The 17,594-nt window shown below is 39.2% G+C and carries 14 protein-coding genes; 8 read left to right on the top strand and 6 right to left on the bottom strand.

Annotated elements, in window-relative coordinates:
* Positions 1–54 precede the first annotated feature (54 nt).
* Positions 55–1,812 (bottom strand): aspartate--tRNA ligase, encoded by a 1,758-nt coding sequence (gene aspS / locus HMPREF1505_RS01200; protein WP_004359940.1) that lies wholly within the window; start codon positions 1,810–1,812, stop codon positions 55–57.
* 290 nt (positions 1,813–2,102) lie between these two features.
* Between aspS and HMPREF1505_RS01195 the strand changes: the two genes are divergently transcribed.
* A complete protein-coding gene (locus HMPREF1505_RS01195) occupies positions 2,103–2,489 on the top strand; it encodes a DUF1573 domain-containing protein (protein ID WP_013265279.1) in 387 nt (128 codons plus the stop codon).
* Positions 2,490–2,824: 335 nt separating this feature from the next.
* Here the strand turns inward: HMPREF1505_RS01195 and HMPREF1505_RS01190 are convergent, their stop codons facing one another.
* Both HMPREF1505_RS01190 and HMPREF1505_RS01185 read right to left on the bottom strand, forming a co-directional pair.
* A complete protein-coding gene (locus tag HMPREF1505_RS01190) occupies positions 2,825–3,358 on the bottom strand; it encodes an FHA domain-containing protein (protein ID WP_036921332.1) in 534 nt (177 codons plus the stop codon).
* A 189-nt stretch (positions 3,359–3,547) separates the two neighbouring features.
* Positions 3,548–4,579 carry an SPOR domain-containing protein gene (locus tag HMPREF1505_RS01185; protein WP_004359945.1) on the bottom strand — a complete coding sequence of 344 codons (1,032 nt, stop codon included), beginning with the start codon at positions 4,577–4,579 and terminating at the stop codon, positions 3,548–3,550.
* Between the two features lie 102 nt (positions 4,580–4,681).
* Here HMPREF1505_RS01185 and rfbC point away from each other — a divergent pair, with 102 nt between their 5' ends.
* The 6 genes from rfbC to HMPREF1505_RS01155 all read left to right on the top strand — a co-directional run bounded on the left by rfbC (position 4,682) and on the right by HMPREF1505_RS01155 (position 12,976).
* Complete coding sequence (gene rfbC / locus HMPREF1505_RS01180; RefSeq protein ID WP_036921329.1) at positions 4,682–5,236, top strand: dTDP-4-dehydrorhamnose 3,5-epimerase; 555 nt, start codon at positions 4,682–4,684, stop codon at positions 5,234–5,236.
* Between the two features lie 103 nt (positions 5,237–5,339).
* Positions 5,340–6,131 carry a DUF4738 domain-containing protein gene (locus HMPREF1505_RS01175; RefSeq protein WP_036921327.1) on the top strand — a complete coding sequence of 264 codons (792 nt, stop codon included), beginning with the start codon at positions 5,340–5,342 and terminating at the stop codon, positions 6,129–6,131.
* A gap of 609 nt (positions 6,132–6,740) precedes the next feature.
* A complete protein-coding gene (locus HMPREF1505_RS01170) occupies positions 6,741–7,940 on the top strand; it encodes a hypothetical protein (RefSeq protein WP_051412282.1) in 1,200 nt (399 codons plus the stop codon).
* A complete protein-coding gene (locus HMPREF1505_RS01165) occupies positions 7,930–8,487 on the top strand; it encodes a hypothetical protein (protein ID WP_036921324.1) in 558 nt (185 codons plus the stop codon). The genes HMPREF1505_RS01170 and HMPREF1505_RS01165 overlap by 11 nt, the downstream gene beginning before the upstream one ends.
* Positions 8,471–12,118 (top strand): ATP-binding protein, encoded by a 3,648-nt coding sequence (locus HMPREF1505_RS01160; protein ID WP_036921321.1) that lies wholly within the window; start codon positions 8,471–8,473, stop codon positions 12,116–12,118. The genes HMPREF1505_RS01165 and HMPREF1505_RS01160 overlap by 17 nt, the downstream gene beginning before the upstream one ends.
* A gap of 12 nt (positions 12,119–12,130) precedes the next feature.
* The gene (locus HMPREF1505_RS01155) at positions 12,131–12,976 is read left to right on the top strand and encodes a hypothetical protein (RefSeq protein ID WP_036921319.1); all 846 of its coding nucleotides are present in this window, start codon (positions 12,131–12,133) and stop codon (positions 12,974–12,976) included.
* Positions 12,977–13,017: 41 nt separating this feature from the next.
* Here HMPREF1505_RS01155 and mnmE read toward each other — a convergent pair whose 3' ends face one another.
* From mnmE to HMPREF1505_RS01140, 3 genes are read right to left on the bottom strand one after another with little or no spacing between them, the layout of a single operon-like run.
* Positions 13,018–14,406 (bottom strand): tRNA uridine-5-carboxymethylaminomethyl(34) synthesis GTPase MnmE, encoded by a 1,389-nt coding sequence (gene mnmE / locus HMPREF1505_RS01150; RefSeq protein ID WP_036921316.1) that lies wholly within the window; start codon positions 14,404–14,406, stop codon positions 13,018–13,020.
* A 10-nt stretch (positions 14,407–14,416) separates the two neighbouring features.
* On the bottom strand, positions 14,417–15,178 hold the full coding sequence (locus HMPREF1505_RS01145) for an exodeoxyribonuclease III (protein ID WP_036921313.1): 762 nt from the start codon (positions 15,176–15,178) through the stop codon (positions 14,417–14,419).
* A gap of 8 nt (positions 15,179–15,186) precedes the next feature.
* The gene (locus HMPREF1505_RS01140) at positions 15,187–16,062 is read right to left on the bottom strand and encodes a nucleoside phosphorylase (RefSeq protein WP_004359955.1); all 876 of its coding nucleotides are present in this window, start codon (positions 16,060–16,062) and stop codon (positions 15,187–15,189) included.
* 444 nt (positions 16,063–16,506) lie between these two features.
* Between HMPREF1505_RS01140 and HMPREF1505_RS01135 the strand changes: the two genes are divergently transcribed.
* Complete coding sequence (locus HMPREF1505_RS01135; protein WP_013265844.1) at positions 16,507–17,547, top strand: type I asparaginase; 1,041 nt, start codon at positions 16,507–16,509, stop codon at positions 17,545–17,547.
* Positions 17,548–17,594: the final 47 nt, after the last annotated feature.

The following is a 17,594-nucleotide window of genomic DNA, read 5'->3' as shown; positions in this document are numbered from 1 at the left end:
ACGCTTTAACTCCTTCAGAGAGATTTTATTGACTTAAGTCAACCAAAAAGAGTGTTATGCCTTCAAATCTAACTTGATTTCCAATTCGTCCAACTGCTTCTGATCAATAAACGAAGGAGCATCCAACATGACATCACGTCCACTATTATTCTTAGGGAATGCGATACAATCACGAATTGAATCGAGACCTGCCATGATGCTAACAAAGCGATCAAGACCGAAAGCAAGACCTGCATGAGGTGGTGCACCATACTTGAAAGCATTCATCAAGAAGCCAAACTGTGCCTTAGCACTCTCTGGTGTAAAGCCGAGAACCTCAAACATCTTCTCCTGCAACTGAGTATCGTGAATACGAAGTGAACCACCACCAACTTCGATACCATTGCATACAAAGTCGTATGCCTTTGCTCGTACCTGCTCTGGATGCTCATCCAACAACTTGATATCATCAGGATTAGGCATTGTAAATGGATGGTGAGTAGCCATCAAACGCTGCTCTTCATCACTCCATTCGAACAATGGGAAGTCGACAATCCAAAGACACTTAAATACGTTCTTATCGCGAAGTCCTAAGCGATCGCCCATCTCAAGACGCAGAGAACAAAGCTGAACTTGTGTCTTTCTAACATTGTTACCAGAAAGAATCAACACAAGGTCGCCATCCTTAGCACCTGTTGTTTCCTTAACTTTTAGCAACTGCTCCTCTGTATAGAACTTATCAATAGAACTCTTAATAGTACCATCTGCATTGTACTTAATGAATACAAGCCCCTGAGCACCTACCTGTGGACGCTTCACAAAGTCGGTCAATTCGTTAAGTTGCTTGCGGCTATAGTCAGCACAACCAGGAACAACAATACCTCCAATGTAAGCAGCCTCATCAAATACAGAGAATGAACCTGTACCCTTCAAGTCGTCCATCAACTCTACGAACTCCATGCCGAAACGCAAGTCTGGCTTATCAGAACCATAACGCTTCATAGCATCATGCCACTTCATCTGCTCCAACTTAGGAAGCTCTACACCGCGAATCTCACGGAAAAGATGACGTGCCATCTCCTCAAACAGATTGATAACATCATCCTGATCAACGAATGACATCTCACAGTCTATCTGTGTAAACTCTGGCTGACGGTCGGCACGTAAGTCCTCATCACGGAAACACTTAGCAATCTGGAAGTAGCGATCAAAACCCGCAACCATCAACAACTGCTTCAATGTCTGTGGACTCTGTGGGAGTGCATAGAACTGACCTGGGTTCATACGTGATGGTACAACGAAGTCGCGTGCACCCTCTGGTGTTGAGCCAATGAGGATAGGTGTCTCAACTTCCATAAACTGTGCTGCATCGAGGAAGTTACGAATAAGAATCGTCATGCGGTGACGTAATTCCATGTTCTTGCGCACTGCCTCACGACGAAGGTCTAAATAGCGATATTTCATACGGAGGTCATCACCACCGTCTGTGTTATCTTCAATTGTGAAAGGAGGAGTTTCTGAACTACTAAGCACCTTCAACTCCTTAGCAATAATCTCTATATCACCTGTAGGAATCTTGCTATTCTTACTCTGACGCTCATTAACAACACCCTTAACTTGAATGCAATATTCACGTCCTAACTTGTTAGCTTCGCCACAAAGGTCTGCATTATCGGCCTCATTGAAAACTAACTGGGTAATACCATAGCGGTCACGAAGGTCGACAAAAGTCATACCTCCCATTTTACGTGCGCGCTGTACCCATCCAGCGAGGGTCACTTCCTTGCCTGCATCCGAAAGGCGCAGCTCTCCACAAGTATTTGTTCTATACATATCTTATTATATGTTTATTATATTTCGCTTCTGCAATTATCCCCAAAAGGGAAATCAAACGTAATTGTTTGATTTTGATAATCTCCTGCAAAGATACGAACTTTAAATTAAAAATGGGAAACACCTTATAAAAATATAAAGAAAGTTCTGTGGAATTATTGTTAAGTCTGCTATCTGAAAGGCGTTAAAATAACAATATCTCCTTAATTATTGTGAAATTATAATGAAACTATAAACTTTCTCATTACTTTTGCATCGAACTTAATAAATATCAATTAAACAAAGACGACATGAAAAAGTTCTTATTAATGACAGTGATGTTAGTTTTCGGACTGACATTTGCAGTAGCACAGAATCAGGCAGAAATTAAATTTGATAAGGTAACTTACGACTTCGGTACTTTCTCTGACGACAACCCAGTGCATAAAACAACATTCACATTCACAAATGTTGGAAAGGCGCCATTGGTAATTAATCAGATCGTTGCAAGTTGTGGATGCACTATTCCTAACTACGATAAGAGACCGATTGCACCAGGTCAGAAAGGTACGATTGACGTGACATACAACGGAACTGGTAAGTTCCCTGGACACTTCAAGAAGAGTATTACCGTACGAACAAATGGAAAAGTAGAAATGACCCGACTATATATAGAAGGTGTCATGACTGGTAAATAAAAAAACAAATTAAAATAATAGAGCCAACTTTTACGCATCTGTAAAAGTTGGCTCTATTGTTTTGTAAACACTGAATGACTAAGTGTTTTGTCATAAAAATTCACAAGTCCTATTTATATTGATGCTTAATTGCATTCGAATTAAGCACCAATTGACTTCTAAAAGATGCCCTTTTGGAGTCTAACTAACGCCCTTTTGAACCCTTATTAAGCACCTTTAACAACACAGCTTTACAACAAACTGATATACTGATAGTTACAAAGTCGATAAAAAGACGTACATCCTTAGGCTCTTAAGAGTAAATTACCCTAATCGTTGTAAAGTATTTTCACAACTTAATCTTCATCTGGAGTATGAAGAATAATACTTGTTGCACCAATCGTAAAGAGCGTACCACCTTCAATAACACGACGCTCACGGTCGCCAAGAATCACATTGTCTACAAACGTACCCGTATAAGAAGGACCATCACGCAACACATATTGCAATTTACCATACTTATTCTTACTAATAGTAATAGAGCAGTGCGTCATGTCAACACTTGGGTCAACCGTCTCAATCGGACAGTTAATTGGATTTCCCTTCATATAACGTCCGATAACATTTTCACCCATCTGTAGAGGAATTACTTGGCGAAAATGAAAGACGTTTTCAATCACGTGAAGAGAGCCATACTTGTTCTCTGATTCTTCATCTGCAGGAGTATCGTTTTCCTCTTTTTGTGTCTTACGAAGTTTAGAAACTCCTATACGGATTCCAAACTCCTTACTACACTGAGGACACTGGAAAACAAGACGTTGTCCCGACTTATATTTTGTTTCATCAAAAGTTATGAAGTTATCACACTTCGGACATCTTACACGCTTCATATATAATAAAAGTAATTTTAATAAAAATGCCCCTCACCTCAGAAGAGGATAAAGAGGCTCTCATGGAGAAACATACAAGGCTAAACATAAATAAGCAATGAAAAGCCTTCTCTCTAAACTTTATTGTATTGGATTCTATGTGAAAGAAAAATATATCTGCCCTACCCTTTCATTGTATGTGAGCCTATCTTACTTTCCAATTTCTATCACCCAAGCTTCCTTAAAATCTGTAGTTTTATTGATAAACTTCATCTTTTCATAAGCTTCCTTTTGACTTGAGAAATAGCCATAAAGAACCTTTATGCTTTCAGCTCCTTCATAGACACGCGCATCAGAAAGTCCACTCTTTTGCAATTTATGTACAAAAGCACGTGCATTACTTTCTGTTACATGGCTTGCCATAACAATTGCCCAATAATGAGAAGTAATAGTAGGAGTTGTCTGCTGCAGCTTAACACCTGACACTTGATTGGTAGGCGTTAATGTATTTAGTTGCTGAGAAGCATTTGACGTATCGTCAGAGTCGAAGATATTATAAAGAACTCCGCTCTTTATTTGCTGTTTATCATTTGCACCTTGACGGTTAGAGCCAGGGAAAGCTACAAGGAAGACCGCAGTAAGGAAGACTGCTGCAGCAGCTACATTGCGCACTGCACGCATACTGATACTAAGACGTTTATTCGCGGTATCTGAGTCATCAACAAAGACAACACCCTGCTTTTGTGTCTTAACCTCAATCGTTGTAGGTGCAGACTGCTTCTCAGCAACAAACTTAGTGAAGTTAAAGCTACTCAAACCATAATATAATGGCGTAAGAATACCACTTTCAAAAGGTTCAAACTCTAAATTACCTTCACTATTTCTTGATAGACTTCCAAGGTCATTCAGTTCAAATAATCCTTCCTCATCTAATGCTTGATAAATCTCATCAACCTCCTTTTCTATCTGTGCTAAAGCCTCAGGATAGCTTAATTCATAGGCATCAACATAAGATTGTACCAACAAAGAGTCGTTCATTCGCAGCTGTGCATTAAAGCCGAGTGTGCGATAAGGTGGCAGAAACAAGCCATCCTGCTCATCATATCTTGCTGAAACATGATGGGCAACAAAGCCACCTAAGCCTGGGACAATGACACAGTCATTCTCCAACAGAAGTATCTCTATATGTCGGTCGAGTTTTATCACGCTTGCAAAATTAAGTATTTTATTTGGAAGTGGCAAGTCCCCAACGTTAAATTCTTATTTGAATAATGAAAAAGGGAATAATCCTTCCGATAATCGATAAAACTTACTATCTTTGCAATAAGAACTAAAAATAAAGTAATGGAGTTTATTAAGACAGAAATTGATGGCGTTTGGATTATTGAACCTAAGGTGTTCAATGACGACAGAGGTTATTTCTTTGAATCATTCAAACAGGCTGAATTCGACAAAAACGTTGGTTATCATGTTGATTTCATACAGGACAACGAGTCTAAATCAAGCTATGGTGTTCTGCGTGGACTACATTATCAAGAGGGTGATACCGCACAGGCTAAGCTGGTGCGTGTAATCAAAGGTAAGGTAGTTGATGTGGCTGTTGACCTTCGCAAGAGCTCACCTACATTCGGAAAGTATGTTATGGTTGAGCTGTCTGACGAGAATAAGCGTCAGTTCTTCGTACCACGCGGCTTTGCACATGGCTTCCTCGTTCTTTCTGATGAGGCAATCTTTACTTATAAGGTGGACAATGTTTACTCTCCACAGACTGAAGCAAGCCTTCGTTGGAATGATGAGACAGTAGGTGTTAAGTGGCCTATCGATGCAAAGGATGTCATACTTTCAGACAAAGACCTTAACAAGGGACTGTCTTTGAAGGACGCAAAAGTATTTGAATAAACACCAAAATCATTTACAATATCGGGCGCAGTGATAATGCGTCCGACATAACAAATTTATTTACGAACGTACAATCGGAGCGTTCTACTATGTATCAGTAAAGATGAAACAGAAGTTATTTGTCTGCATATTGACGTTACTGGTTCTTTTAACGGCTTGCCACAATCGTGGAGCTGACTATCAACGGCAAAACGAGGACAAGCAAGCAAAAGAGATGTTGCAGGGCTTATGGACCAATGGAGAGAACAGTGATCCTGCTATGTTAGTAAAGGGAGATAGCATCTTCTACCCTGACTCTGCAAGTATGCCTGTACGCTTCTGGATTTATCAAGATACAATCTACCTGCAAGGTCAAAACATTCATGGCTATAAGATAGAAAAACAGGCTGCTCACCTACTGAAATTTGCCAACCAAAATGGTGATGAAGTAAAGTTGATAAAGAGTAATGATAAAGCGCTCTATTCTGCTTTTAACTATCATGTTTACGCTATGAACACCTTTTTGGAGCAATCACAAGATACCGTTATCCGTACAGACTTAGGTTATTTCCAAAGTAAAGTTCATGTACAAACGACCTCCGACAAAGTGGTTAAATCGACTTATAATGATAATGGAGTAGAAGTTGACAACATCTATCTTGATAATGTTGCATCACTGAGATTGTACAATCATGGTACTCCTGTCTTTGCACATGACTTCCGTAAACAGGAGTTCCAATCGCTTATCCCTAAGACTTTCCTCTCTGGTAGCATCCTGCGTAAGATGTATTTCACGCATGCTGATGCCAAAGCACTCTACTATTATGTCATTATCGGAATCCCTGATGCCGACACAACATACGTTATCGAACTGAGAGTAACTCCTGATGGAAGAATGAGTAAGAAGTTAAGGTAATATTGATTATCACTGACAGATAATCAAAAGAAAAACAAATCCATATCCGCACTTAGTTACGTTTGTGATTAAGTGCGTTTTTTTAATACAACCTAATTAAACAGAAAGAAGAAACTACACTATATAAAATACTATTTATCAAACGCATACGTCTTCCTAATCACAAAGAGACTTATGCCAATTAGATAACTTTTGCATACTTCTCGACGATAAGTTACCTTTATCCTTACAATAAACTTGTGTGGTGTTAAGCCTCCGCACGTATAGTGTTAAGCCTCCGCACCACATGTGCGGAGCACCCGCACAACAAGAGAAAGATGTATATAAGTTCGTCTATTACTATCCATTTCACACGAACATACCGATAAAAGGACATGTACACGGTGTGTTTATCACAAGTTACTCAGATTTTATCAAGAATTAGCAACATTGTTCAAAAGTAATTATTATATTTGTATCTGTTTTAATACCTTAAGTATAAGATGCTGGTCTGAAAGCAAACAAATTCTTATCCATACAAAACTGATGTATTAAGAAATCTTGCTAACTTCCACCTTATTCAATAATAAAATCAAAGACTATCATACTCTTGATATATAAAACAAGCACATGGACATATTGTCACACTTTAGAACAATAGAAGAGCTAACTAAAACACTCTCACGCGAACAAAGACTACTGAGTGAGATGTTTGAAAAGCGAAAGCTGATAAAATTCCCCAAAGGAATAGCACTGGAGTTAGTTGGAGGGAATGAGAGCCGACTAAGTAGGCTCATTGACTATGGTGTAGTAGTAGAAACCGGCAATTCTCTTGAAATAGAGAGCGACTATCTTAATTTCTTCGAGGAGGTACTGAATGTGAATGAGGAAATAAGTGTGTTAAGTGTGCAGGAATGTATCAACACACTAAAGGAGCATATCACTTATTTCCTACAAGAGACGAACGTAAATCGGAAGGCTAACTACCAAGATAGTGTACGCCAACTCTTGAAGAAGACTGGCTTTAGGACGTTGAAAAATGTGGTGGATCTGAAACGAAACATGGACAACACCTATAAGCAAGAACCAAACTATCTCAACAAGAAAACGAGACTCCAGAACCTTGATGAGAAAAGTCATAGCATACGCTCGATGATACGTGAATGTGAAAAGCTAATGGACAATGAGCAAGCCTTCTTCATTATGGCCAATGACCCACACATGGCTAAGACTTGTAGCAATGTAAGACACGATTTCGTTGAAGCCTATCATGCACTGATGGAGATAGATAGGCAGATTATTGTCTATATCAATCAAATAGACCAACAGAACCAGCTTTACAAGAAGATACGCAAATTAAAGTATCTGAAAGACCAAGTTCTCATCAAGACAGAAACTAATATTACACAAGTATTAGAAGATAACAATCCGCTATGGATGGAGTCTCGGCAATATAGCAAGATTCGTCTTTCATTAGAGGCATTAAGAGAGAATGATGAGATAGCAAAGGTTTTAAGGAGAATAGCAGAACGTAATGGTATACAAAAGACGTCACGAACAGAGGCAGAACCACTTACAAAGGAAGACTTACAAGAGCAAGTACAACTTCTGAAAGAGATTGATCCTACTGAAGTGTGGAATGCCTTTGCTGCCTCAAGCTACAATCTCTTTGAATTTATCCTCAGATACAACTACACGACAAAACGTGAAATAGAAGATCATGCAACCCTCTTTTGTCAACTTGTCATCCTACACCCCGATGAATGTAAAATGACAGGAGAATACGCAACTTACCAAAACATTGAATATCCAATCATCTATGCGAAATAACACTCAACGAATATATGAACGATTAATCCGCGGAGAATTCCTCTCTGTTGATAGTTCTGACAACTCTATCCGCCATCTATACGATGACTTAGAAGATAACTTTGAAGATTATGCAGACTACTTTAAAGAAGTTGGTCTACAATTAGAACAAGGTAATGGTTACTTCTACTTCTCTCGTATAGGGGAAGGAAAACAAGCTATAGAACAAAAGTTAGAAAGTTTTTCTAAGTGGCTTGATTATCTTGACTTTCTTAAATGCTATAACCAAGCATTCTCTGCAGGCTACCAATTTCGTAAAGGACACCTGATAGAACAAATCAGTTTAGATATTGAATTGAAGGAAAAAGCTAACCACCTGTTTAAGAAGTATGGCGCAGGCTCAAATCAAGAAATAGTGAACAAGCTACTCCAAGAGATGCAAAACATGGGATTTGCTGAATGTGTCAATATTCAAGATGAGACTTTTAAGATAACCTCTGCATTCCGTTATGCTGAGGAATTGGTTAACATGATTCAAATAGCTAACGAAGATGAAATACCTGAATAGAATCATATTTATCAATAGTGCTAATATTCCTTATGCTGAAATATCAGTAGATGGCAACGTGCATTTCACTGGAACGCAGGGTGTAGGAAAGAGTACAGTACTAAGAGCACTACTATTCTTCTACAATGCCGACAAGCATAAGTTGGGTATTCAACAAGGCCAGAAGTCGTTTGACGAGTTCTATTTCCGCCAATCTAACTCGCATATCCTCTATGAGGTAATGCGTGATAATGGAGCATATACCATATTAGTCAACCGATACCAAGGACGTGCTTCTTGGCGGTTTATTGATGCACCATACCAAAGGGAGTGGCTCATTGATAATGATAAACAGGTGTTGAGTGACTGGGTCAAGATACGTGAACGTATTGATAAGAATGTGAGTGTGTCAGCAAGAATCGACTCTGGGGTAATGTTTAAGGACATTATCTTTGGTAACACACACGACCACAAGTTTACTCGCTATGCCTTAGTACAGAGTTCTCACTATCAAAATATACCCCGAAGTATTCAAAATGTATTCCTTAACACGAAGTTGGATGCTGACTTTGTGAAGAATACTATCATCCAGTCAATGGCTGACGAAGACCACCCTATTGATTTACAAACGTACAGAAGACTGGTAACAGACTTTGAAAGAGAATACGATGAAATAGACTGTTGGTTCCGACAGACACGTGACGGAATTTATCCCGTACGCCAGCAGGCACTGAAAATAGCTGAACAGGGCCGTAAGATTGTTGCGTTTGATCAGCAACTACTTGATGTATGGCACATGCTGAACTATGTTGTAGCGGACGATGAACAACAAATACCACTATTAGAAAGTAAACTTGTAGATGTAAGAAACAATATTGAGAAAGAGAGTAAACGTCAGAAAGAACTTAAAGCAGACTATGACAAAGAAAAAGACTCACTCAATCAAGACCTTGGAGGGAAGAATAGTAAACTAAAAGAGATAGCTGAGAAACGAAAGTATTTTGATGCTATCAATATAAAAGAAAAGGTTGCACTTAATGCTCGTGAGAAGTCATTAAAGTATGAGGCGGATGAGAAACAAACGCTATTGGACGATTTACTCAAAACGAATGCGTCAATAGTAGAGAAGTATAATATCGCCAAAGCGAAACTTGAAAATGCTCATCAAGCATTTATCAATAGGCTGAGAGAGACTTTATATACAAAGCAAACAGAGCTACAACAAGAACGAAATCGCTATGAAGAAGAGCGTTCTAAGAACAGAAACCTGGTTATGAATGCGTATCGTGCTTGGTCACTCGAATCCAAAGAACGTCTTCACAGTCTTACTGCTGAACAGTATAGAGCTGATAGTAGACTTAAAGAACTGCGCCAATGGCACCCAAAAGAGGATGACATCAAGCTGGTAAAGGAGCAACTGCAACAATTAGATATCAATGAAAAGGCTAATGAGGAACAACAGAAAACAGTTAGAATTCAAATAGAAAAGCTGACTAACGAATTCGAAATGAAAGAGGCTGAATTAAAACAAGCCTCTTTGCAGGAACAAAAACGATTGGAAGACAATCGTGCGATATGCCGTAATGAGATTGCAAGAATCAACGACTTGCTGTCACATCTGGATGAATCGCTGTATCATTGGTTGTGTGAGAATGCTGAAGGGTGGGAAGATACGATTGGAAAAGTTGTAGATGAAGAACGAATACTCTACGCCCAAGGACTTGAACCAACGTTAGACTATAAAACGGACAACCTATTTGGAGTAAAGCTCAACTTGGAAAATATTGAGCCTACCCATCGTACTCCTGATGAGTATCGAGCAGAGAAAAAGAAATTAGAAGAACGACTTCAACTTCTGAATAGACAGTTATCACAACTGCCAATAACCCTCCAAGAGGAAATATCTAAACTTGGTAAGAAGTATGGTAACCTACTTAAACCATTGCGTCAGGAATCTACTCAGCTAAGAGTGGAGGCTGAACAAATACCTACCAAGAGACAGAACCTGCAGAACCAACGGCATAAATTAGAGATGGAAGAGCAGGAAATAATCTCAAGCGAACAAGAGTTACGCATGCGTGCATTCAATGATGCCACTCTTAAAGTTGATGCTGAGAAAGAAAGACAAGCTAAGAATGATGCTAAGAACGAAAAGGACTTGAAGGAACTTGATGCAGCTTTCAATAGGTCTGTAAAGGCACTTAATAATGAACTTAATGCCTTTCAAGAGCAACAAAAGTCTGAATCTGAATTGCATAATCAGGAGTTTGAAATTCAAAAAACTCAACTTGACAAGCAACAGAAAGCTGAGCTTGAAGGCAAAGGAGTAGATATCAGACTATTGAACGAATATCGCAAAGCACTTGATAAGCTTAACAAGCTACTTCAACAGATAGAAACAGACCGCAATGATGTAATCAAATACGAAGATGCGGTGGATACTCTCTTCTCCAAAGAGGCTGATATTAGAAATAATATAAAGGAGATTGGGCAGCGACTTATTATGTTGCAACAACGTTACGAAGACAAACGAATACGCATAGAGAAGAAGAGACAGGGATTTGAAGACCAACAGAGAGCGATCCAAAAAGACCTCGCTCATAGACGAGATGGACTAAATCAATATCATCAAGTTATAGAAAATGAACACTTAGTATCCAACGATTATCTCGCTGATAATAAGGTAAAGTCTACGCATTTAGACTGTCTACAGCTAATAAGTCAGCTGAGAGGCACCATTAATCAGAAACGAGAAGCCATTGAGATACTAAAAGGAACTGTCGTAAACTTCAATCGTAACTTTAAGCCTCAGAATGCTTTTCACTTCAACACAATGCCTATCACAGACGCAGATTATATGCAGATTGCAGTTGACTTACAAGAGTTTATCGACAATAATAAGATAGAAGAGTATCGAAGACGTACCAGTGAACATTATAAAGACATCTTAGGACGTATTTCAACTGAGGTCGGCGCATTGATGAAACGTAGATCAGATGTAGATGGAGTAATCCTTGACATCAATCGAGACTTTGTTGAGAAGAACTTTGCTGGAGTCATTAAAAGTATAGAATTAAGAGCAAATGAGTCGTCAGACAAGCTTATGCAGTTGCTTATATCCATTCATAATTACTGCATTGAGAATGCTCTTTCTATAGGAGAACTTAACCTCTTCTCAAGTGATAATCGTGATGAAGTAAACCGAAAGGTTGTAGACTATCTGAAAAGCTTATCTCATCAGTTACAGAACGAGCCAACTCGTAACATCGTATCATTGGGTGATGCCTTCCGTTTACAATTCCGTGTAAAGGAGAACGACAATGATACAAGCTGGGTAGAACGTATTAATAACGTTGGTTCAGACGGAACAGACATCTTAGTGAAGGCAATGGTTAACATCATGCTTATCAACGTATTCAAGAAGAAGGCAGCCCGTAAGAGTGGTGATTTTATCGTCCATTGTATGATGGATGAGATTGGTCGTCTACATCCAAACAATATTAAAGGCATCTTACAGTTTGCCAACTCACGTAATATCCAGCTAATAAACAGTTCACCAACATCCTATAATCCGTACGATTACCGGTACACCTACCTACTAAGCAAGCATGGTGTAAAGACGAAAGTTGAGAAACTTTTAAAGAGAATATAACATCGAAAGACTATGGCAGTAAGTGCATCTATACAAGCGTTAATAGCTGGTGAGACCGTTGCAGGCTCAAGGATAAGCAATAGACTACTGACAGAACTTATCCAGGAAGGTCTATTGCAAATCATTATACATGGGTCGAGAAAATCGTATCGTGCCAACAATATCGAAGCATTAAAAAGATTTCTCATTGATAAAGATGAGAACTATCGAATATTAGATGTCGGTAATTCCGAGTCAAGAAGTTCTATGGCAAGCGAGACAGGAAACTCTAAACTCGTGACTATACGTTCGTGTCCAGGGTTCCCAGTGAATACGTATGAGTCGATTGAATGTCAATTGAATAAAGAACCATTTATCATCAATCCACAAGAAGGATGTTTCTTTTTTGTTTCTGATTGGAGAACTTTTGCAATTCCAGATGATGTCATTATCATTGGAATTGAGAATATGGAGAATTTCAGAAAAGTTCGTCAACAAAGACTCTTCTTCGATGAGTACCTACATAAACATGGACATTCAAAAAAAGTACTGTTCGTCTCACGCTATCCACAATCAACCGATCTTAGAGAATGGCTGGTAACTATTCCCAATCCATATATCCACTTTGGCGACTTTGATTTGGCTGGTATTCATATATTCCTGTCTGAATTTCAGAAGCATTTAGGCACAGAACGCACATCTTTCTTAATCCCAGAAGATATCTCCTCACGGTTAAGATGCGGCTCAACAAGGCGTTATAACGAACAATATGCTCGTTATAAGGATATTAAATCAGACAGAATAGAGATTCAACAATTGATAGACCTCATTCATCATGAGCGTAAAGGCTATGATCAAGAGGGTTACATTTCTCAATAATAAGGACTTACGACACAAAGAGAGCAACCTATCCAAAGACCTTACTTACCAATACAGAAGTGCTTAAATATATTTCCAAGCACTTCATGTGGGGTAATCTGCCCACCTGTTATATCAGCGAGTTGATGAAGACAGATGCGTAAGTCTTCACTAACAAGGTCACCACTAAGTCCAAAGTCGAGAGCTTCTATGACACGTAAGATAGATTCGTCAGCATGCGTTAATGCCTCATAATGACGCGCAGAAGTAATGATAACACTATTCTCACTTATCTCAGGGATATCAGCAGCTTCATAAATAGCCTCCTCCAAAGCCTTAATATTTTGCTTTAACTTTGCTGATATATAGACCGTATGTAAGTCATTGTCTACTTGCTTAGGCTCTACCGTTTTACTATCGATTTTATTGAAGATAGCTATCAAGTGTTTACCCTGTGTCAGACGTTGCATTTCAGCACACTCTTCTGCTGTTGATTGCTCATCAACAACCCACAAAACAATGGCAGCCTCATCCATCTTTTGATAAGCACGCTCAATACCTAACTTCTCAATTTGGTCATCAGTGTGACGAATACCTGCTGTATCTATGAAACGGAAGGTAACACCTTTGATTTCCGTTGTATCTTCTATGACATCGCGTGTCGTACCATGAATATCTGACACAATAGCTTTCTCCTCATGAAGAAGGCAATTCAAAAGAGTAGACTTACCCACATTTGTCTTACCAACAATGGCAACAGGCACACCTTTCTTCAATGCCTTACCTGTCTCAAAAGAGTTTGTAAGTGTTCTTATCTTTTGATGTATTGTCTCAGCCAGTGCTTTCAGTTCTGTACGATCAGCAAACTCAAGTTCCTCATGGTCAGAGAAATCAAGTTCTAATTCTAACAAAGAAGTCATCTTTAAGAGCTGTTCGCGCAAGAGTGAAAGCTCCGAACTAAAATGGCCCTTCAGTTGACTCAATGCCACTTGATGCGTAGCACGATTTGAAGCAGCGATAAGATCGGCAACAGCTTCCGCCTGACTAAGATCCATCTTACCGTTCAAATAAGCCCGCTGTGTATACTCTCCCGGCTGTGCCTGACGACAACCTGCATCAATAAGTGCCTTTACAACCTGATTAAGAATATAAGCAGAGCCATGACAAGATATCTCCGTACTGTTCTCACCCGTATAACTATGGGGAGCACGGAAGACACTAACCAGAACATCATCAATGGTATTTCCCTCCTTATCGAGGATTTCACCATAATGTAAGGTATTCCCTTTCGCATCTGATAAGTGTTTCCCACGGACACCATGAAACACTTTGTCTGTTATTTCTATAGCCTTCTCACCACTCACACGGATGACACCTATAGCTCCACCCGGCTGAGTAGCAAGACTACACACTGTATCAGATGCTGATAAAAATATACCCTTTGAATTCATTTTACTATTGTTATATATCTATATCAAGTAAGAGAGGGACATTACATGAGCCTTCTACATCCTGTAATGGACAGCAGTCAACAACCTTACTGATTAATTGTTTGCTAATGAGAAACAAGTCTATTCTATACCCTTTCTTATTCTTTCTATAGTCAGACCCGAATGGAAAATAAGTAAATCCCTCACTTTTAGTACTGGGATATAGGCAACGATAGACATCAATCAACTGTTCTTCTTGAACAAACCTTCCAATTTCTGCACGTTCTTCTTTACTAAAACAAGCTAAAGAAGTGTTTATAACAGCCTTATCCCAAGCATCTATATCTTGTTGCACAACATTGAAATCACCACATATAACACATGGCTTATTTTGCTGTAATTGGTGAATAAGACTTTGAAAACACTTATACCAATGGTGCCTATTATCTCTTGTTGTTGCTGTTGCCCCTGCATAAGGAACATAAACACATACAACATAAATCTCTTTTAACTCTGCAACAATGACATTCCCTTTGTCGTAATATGCATCAAAGTTATCATATGTAACAGATATAAGAGAGCTTGATTTTGACAAAAGAGCAGTACCTAAATGTGCAAAGTCTGTTGACTCATTCCAATACTGCCGATAGCTTTTAAAGTCAAAATTGGCATATCGCGTTCTTACTTTGGTTTCTTGTAGACATACTATATCAGGAGTACAGCTTCCCAACATCTTCTGGAGATTTGGTAAAGCTGTCCTAATACCAAAAGTATTCCAAGAGATTATCCTCATAAAGAGTCCTATATTCTCTCCAACACCTTCTCAATCAAGCCGTCGATAGTATTCTTATAGCTTGCATTTGCTTCTTTGGCAAGACGGTTGGCGATAACCATACAAACCGTTACAGCCTTATGCCCCATAAGCGTTGCAAGACCAGCAAGAGCCGAAGACTCCATCTCGAAGTTAGTTACCTGCATACCATTATAAGAGAAGTTTTCTATCTTCTCATTCAATTTAGGGTCCTGCAATGGCAAACGAAGCTCACGTCCCTGTGGTCCGAAGAATCCTCCACAAGCAATCGTAACACCACGTACCATATCATCTGCAGCAATAGTGTCAAGCAATTCCTTGTCAGCACAAGCCACATAAGGATTACCCAACTGCGAATCCCATTCAACCTGCTTCTTGAATTCCGCTTCAAATTCAAGGTCAGAAGCCTGATTACGACCTGCATAGAAGTTCAACAAACCATCAAAACCAATACTCTTGGCAGACGCAATGTAGGTACCAACAGGAGTGTAAGGCTGCAATCCTCCACAAGTACCGATTCGTACGAGTGTCAACTGACGCAACTGCTCATTCTCTGTACGTGTCTTGAAATCAATATTAGCAAGCGCATCTAATTCGTTTAAAACGATATCAATATTGTCACAGCCAATACCTGTACTCAAAACCGTAATTCTCTTTCCCTTGAAAGTACCTGTGATAGCACAGAACTCACGATTAGAAACCTCGCATTCTTTATTCTCAAAGTGTGAAGCAACGAGTGCTACACGTCCAGGGTCACCAACAAGAATAACTTTATCTGCAAGATTCTCTGGCTTCAAGTGCAAGTGGAAGATACTTCCATCCTCATTTATAATCAGTTCTGAAGGGGCAAAATATTTCTTCTCCATAGTCGAAAGTTGATTTGGTAATATTGTGATTGATCATGTTAAAAAAACAAAGGTAAGCATAAAAGAAGAGATAACCAAACGTTGTAAAGGAAAAAACACATCGGTAGGAAGCCTTACAAAAGGGCTAATAACATAGTTTCCGCCCCAAAAAGGAGATATATAACATCGCAATTAAGCATCAGCACCAATGGTGCGGAGCGTCAGCACCATTAGTGCTGAGCATTAACACCATTGGTGCTTACCTACAAAACAAGGCTTAACGAGCCCCAATATAGCAAAAGAAAACGATGAGATAAAGGACATTACCTTATGAAACAAGCCACTAACAACTAACATATAAGATATTTGCTTACCATACAACATTATATAGAAAATTATCTTTTAAAATTACGATGGGAATTAAATGTTTTTCTTATCTTTGCAAAAATAACAAACTAATGCACGATGAACAGAACCAACAAAGTATTACTCATTTATACAGGCGGTACCATTGGTATGGGACACAACCAACGGACAGGTGCATTGGAGCCATTAGACTTCAACCATCTTGTTGATAACGTTCCCGAGTTCAAACTAATTCCTACGGAGGTTGACACCTATCAGTTCGATCCACCTATCGACTCTTCTGACATGTCACCAGTGCGATGGAAGCAGTTGGTGAAAGTTATTTCAGACCGATATGATGAGTATGATGGTTTTGTTGTTTTGCATGGTACAGACACGATGTCTTACACAGCCTCTGCCTTATCATTTATGTTTGAAAACCTCACAAAGCCAATCATCCTTACTGGTTCACAACTTCCAATAGGTCAGCTACGTACGGACGGTAAGGAAAACCTCATGACAAGTCTTGAATTGGCATCTGCCCATCACTTGGATGGAACGCCAATGGTACCAGAGGTTTGTATCTACTTTAGCGGTCATCTCCTACGAGGCAATCGCTCAACGAAGCAGAATGCAGACGAGTTTAATGCGTTTGACACTTTTAATTATCCTCATCTCTGCGAGGCTGGTGTCAACTTCAACTTTAAAGAACACAGTATATTAAAGCCAGACTTTACAAAGCCAATGGTGCCACACTTCGAGTTGGATAACAATGTGATTATCTTCTCTCTCTTCCCTGGTATTGAGGAGCATTTGATTCATCACATGTTTGATGCACCAGAGTTGAGAAGTATTGTCATGCGTTCATACGGAAGTGGAAACGCTCCACAGCAACCTTGGCTTATGAACATACTTCGTAAGGTTTCAGAACGTGACGTTATTGTGGTTAATATCAGTCAGTGTATCAGCGGACAAGTTGAGATGAATCGTTACGATACGGGTTATCAACTCAAAGATACTGGTGTAATCAGTGGTTATGATAGTACGGTTGAGGCTGCTGTAACAAAGTTGATGTATCTGCAAGCTAAGTACAACGACACCGAAACAATTCGCAAATATATGAACCAGTCGATTGCAGGTGAAATCACTATCTATAATTGATAGACTACTGCAAACGACTTGATAGAAAAACAAAACAGCCCAATATT

The sequence above is a fragment of the Prevotella sp. ICM33 genome, from assembly GCF_000517825.1.
Classification (GTDB): Bacteria; Bacteroidota; Bacteroidia; order Bacteroidales; family Bacteroidaceae; genus Prevotella; species Prevotella melaninogenica.
Note: the sequence above shows the minus strand (reverse complement) of the source record. Positions and strands in the feature narration are given on the sequence as shown.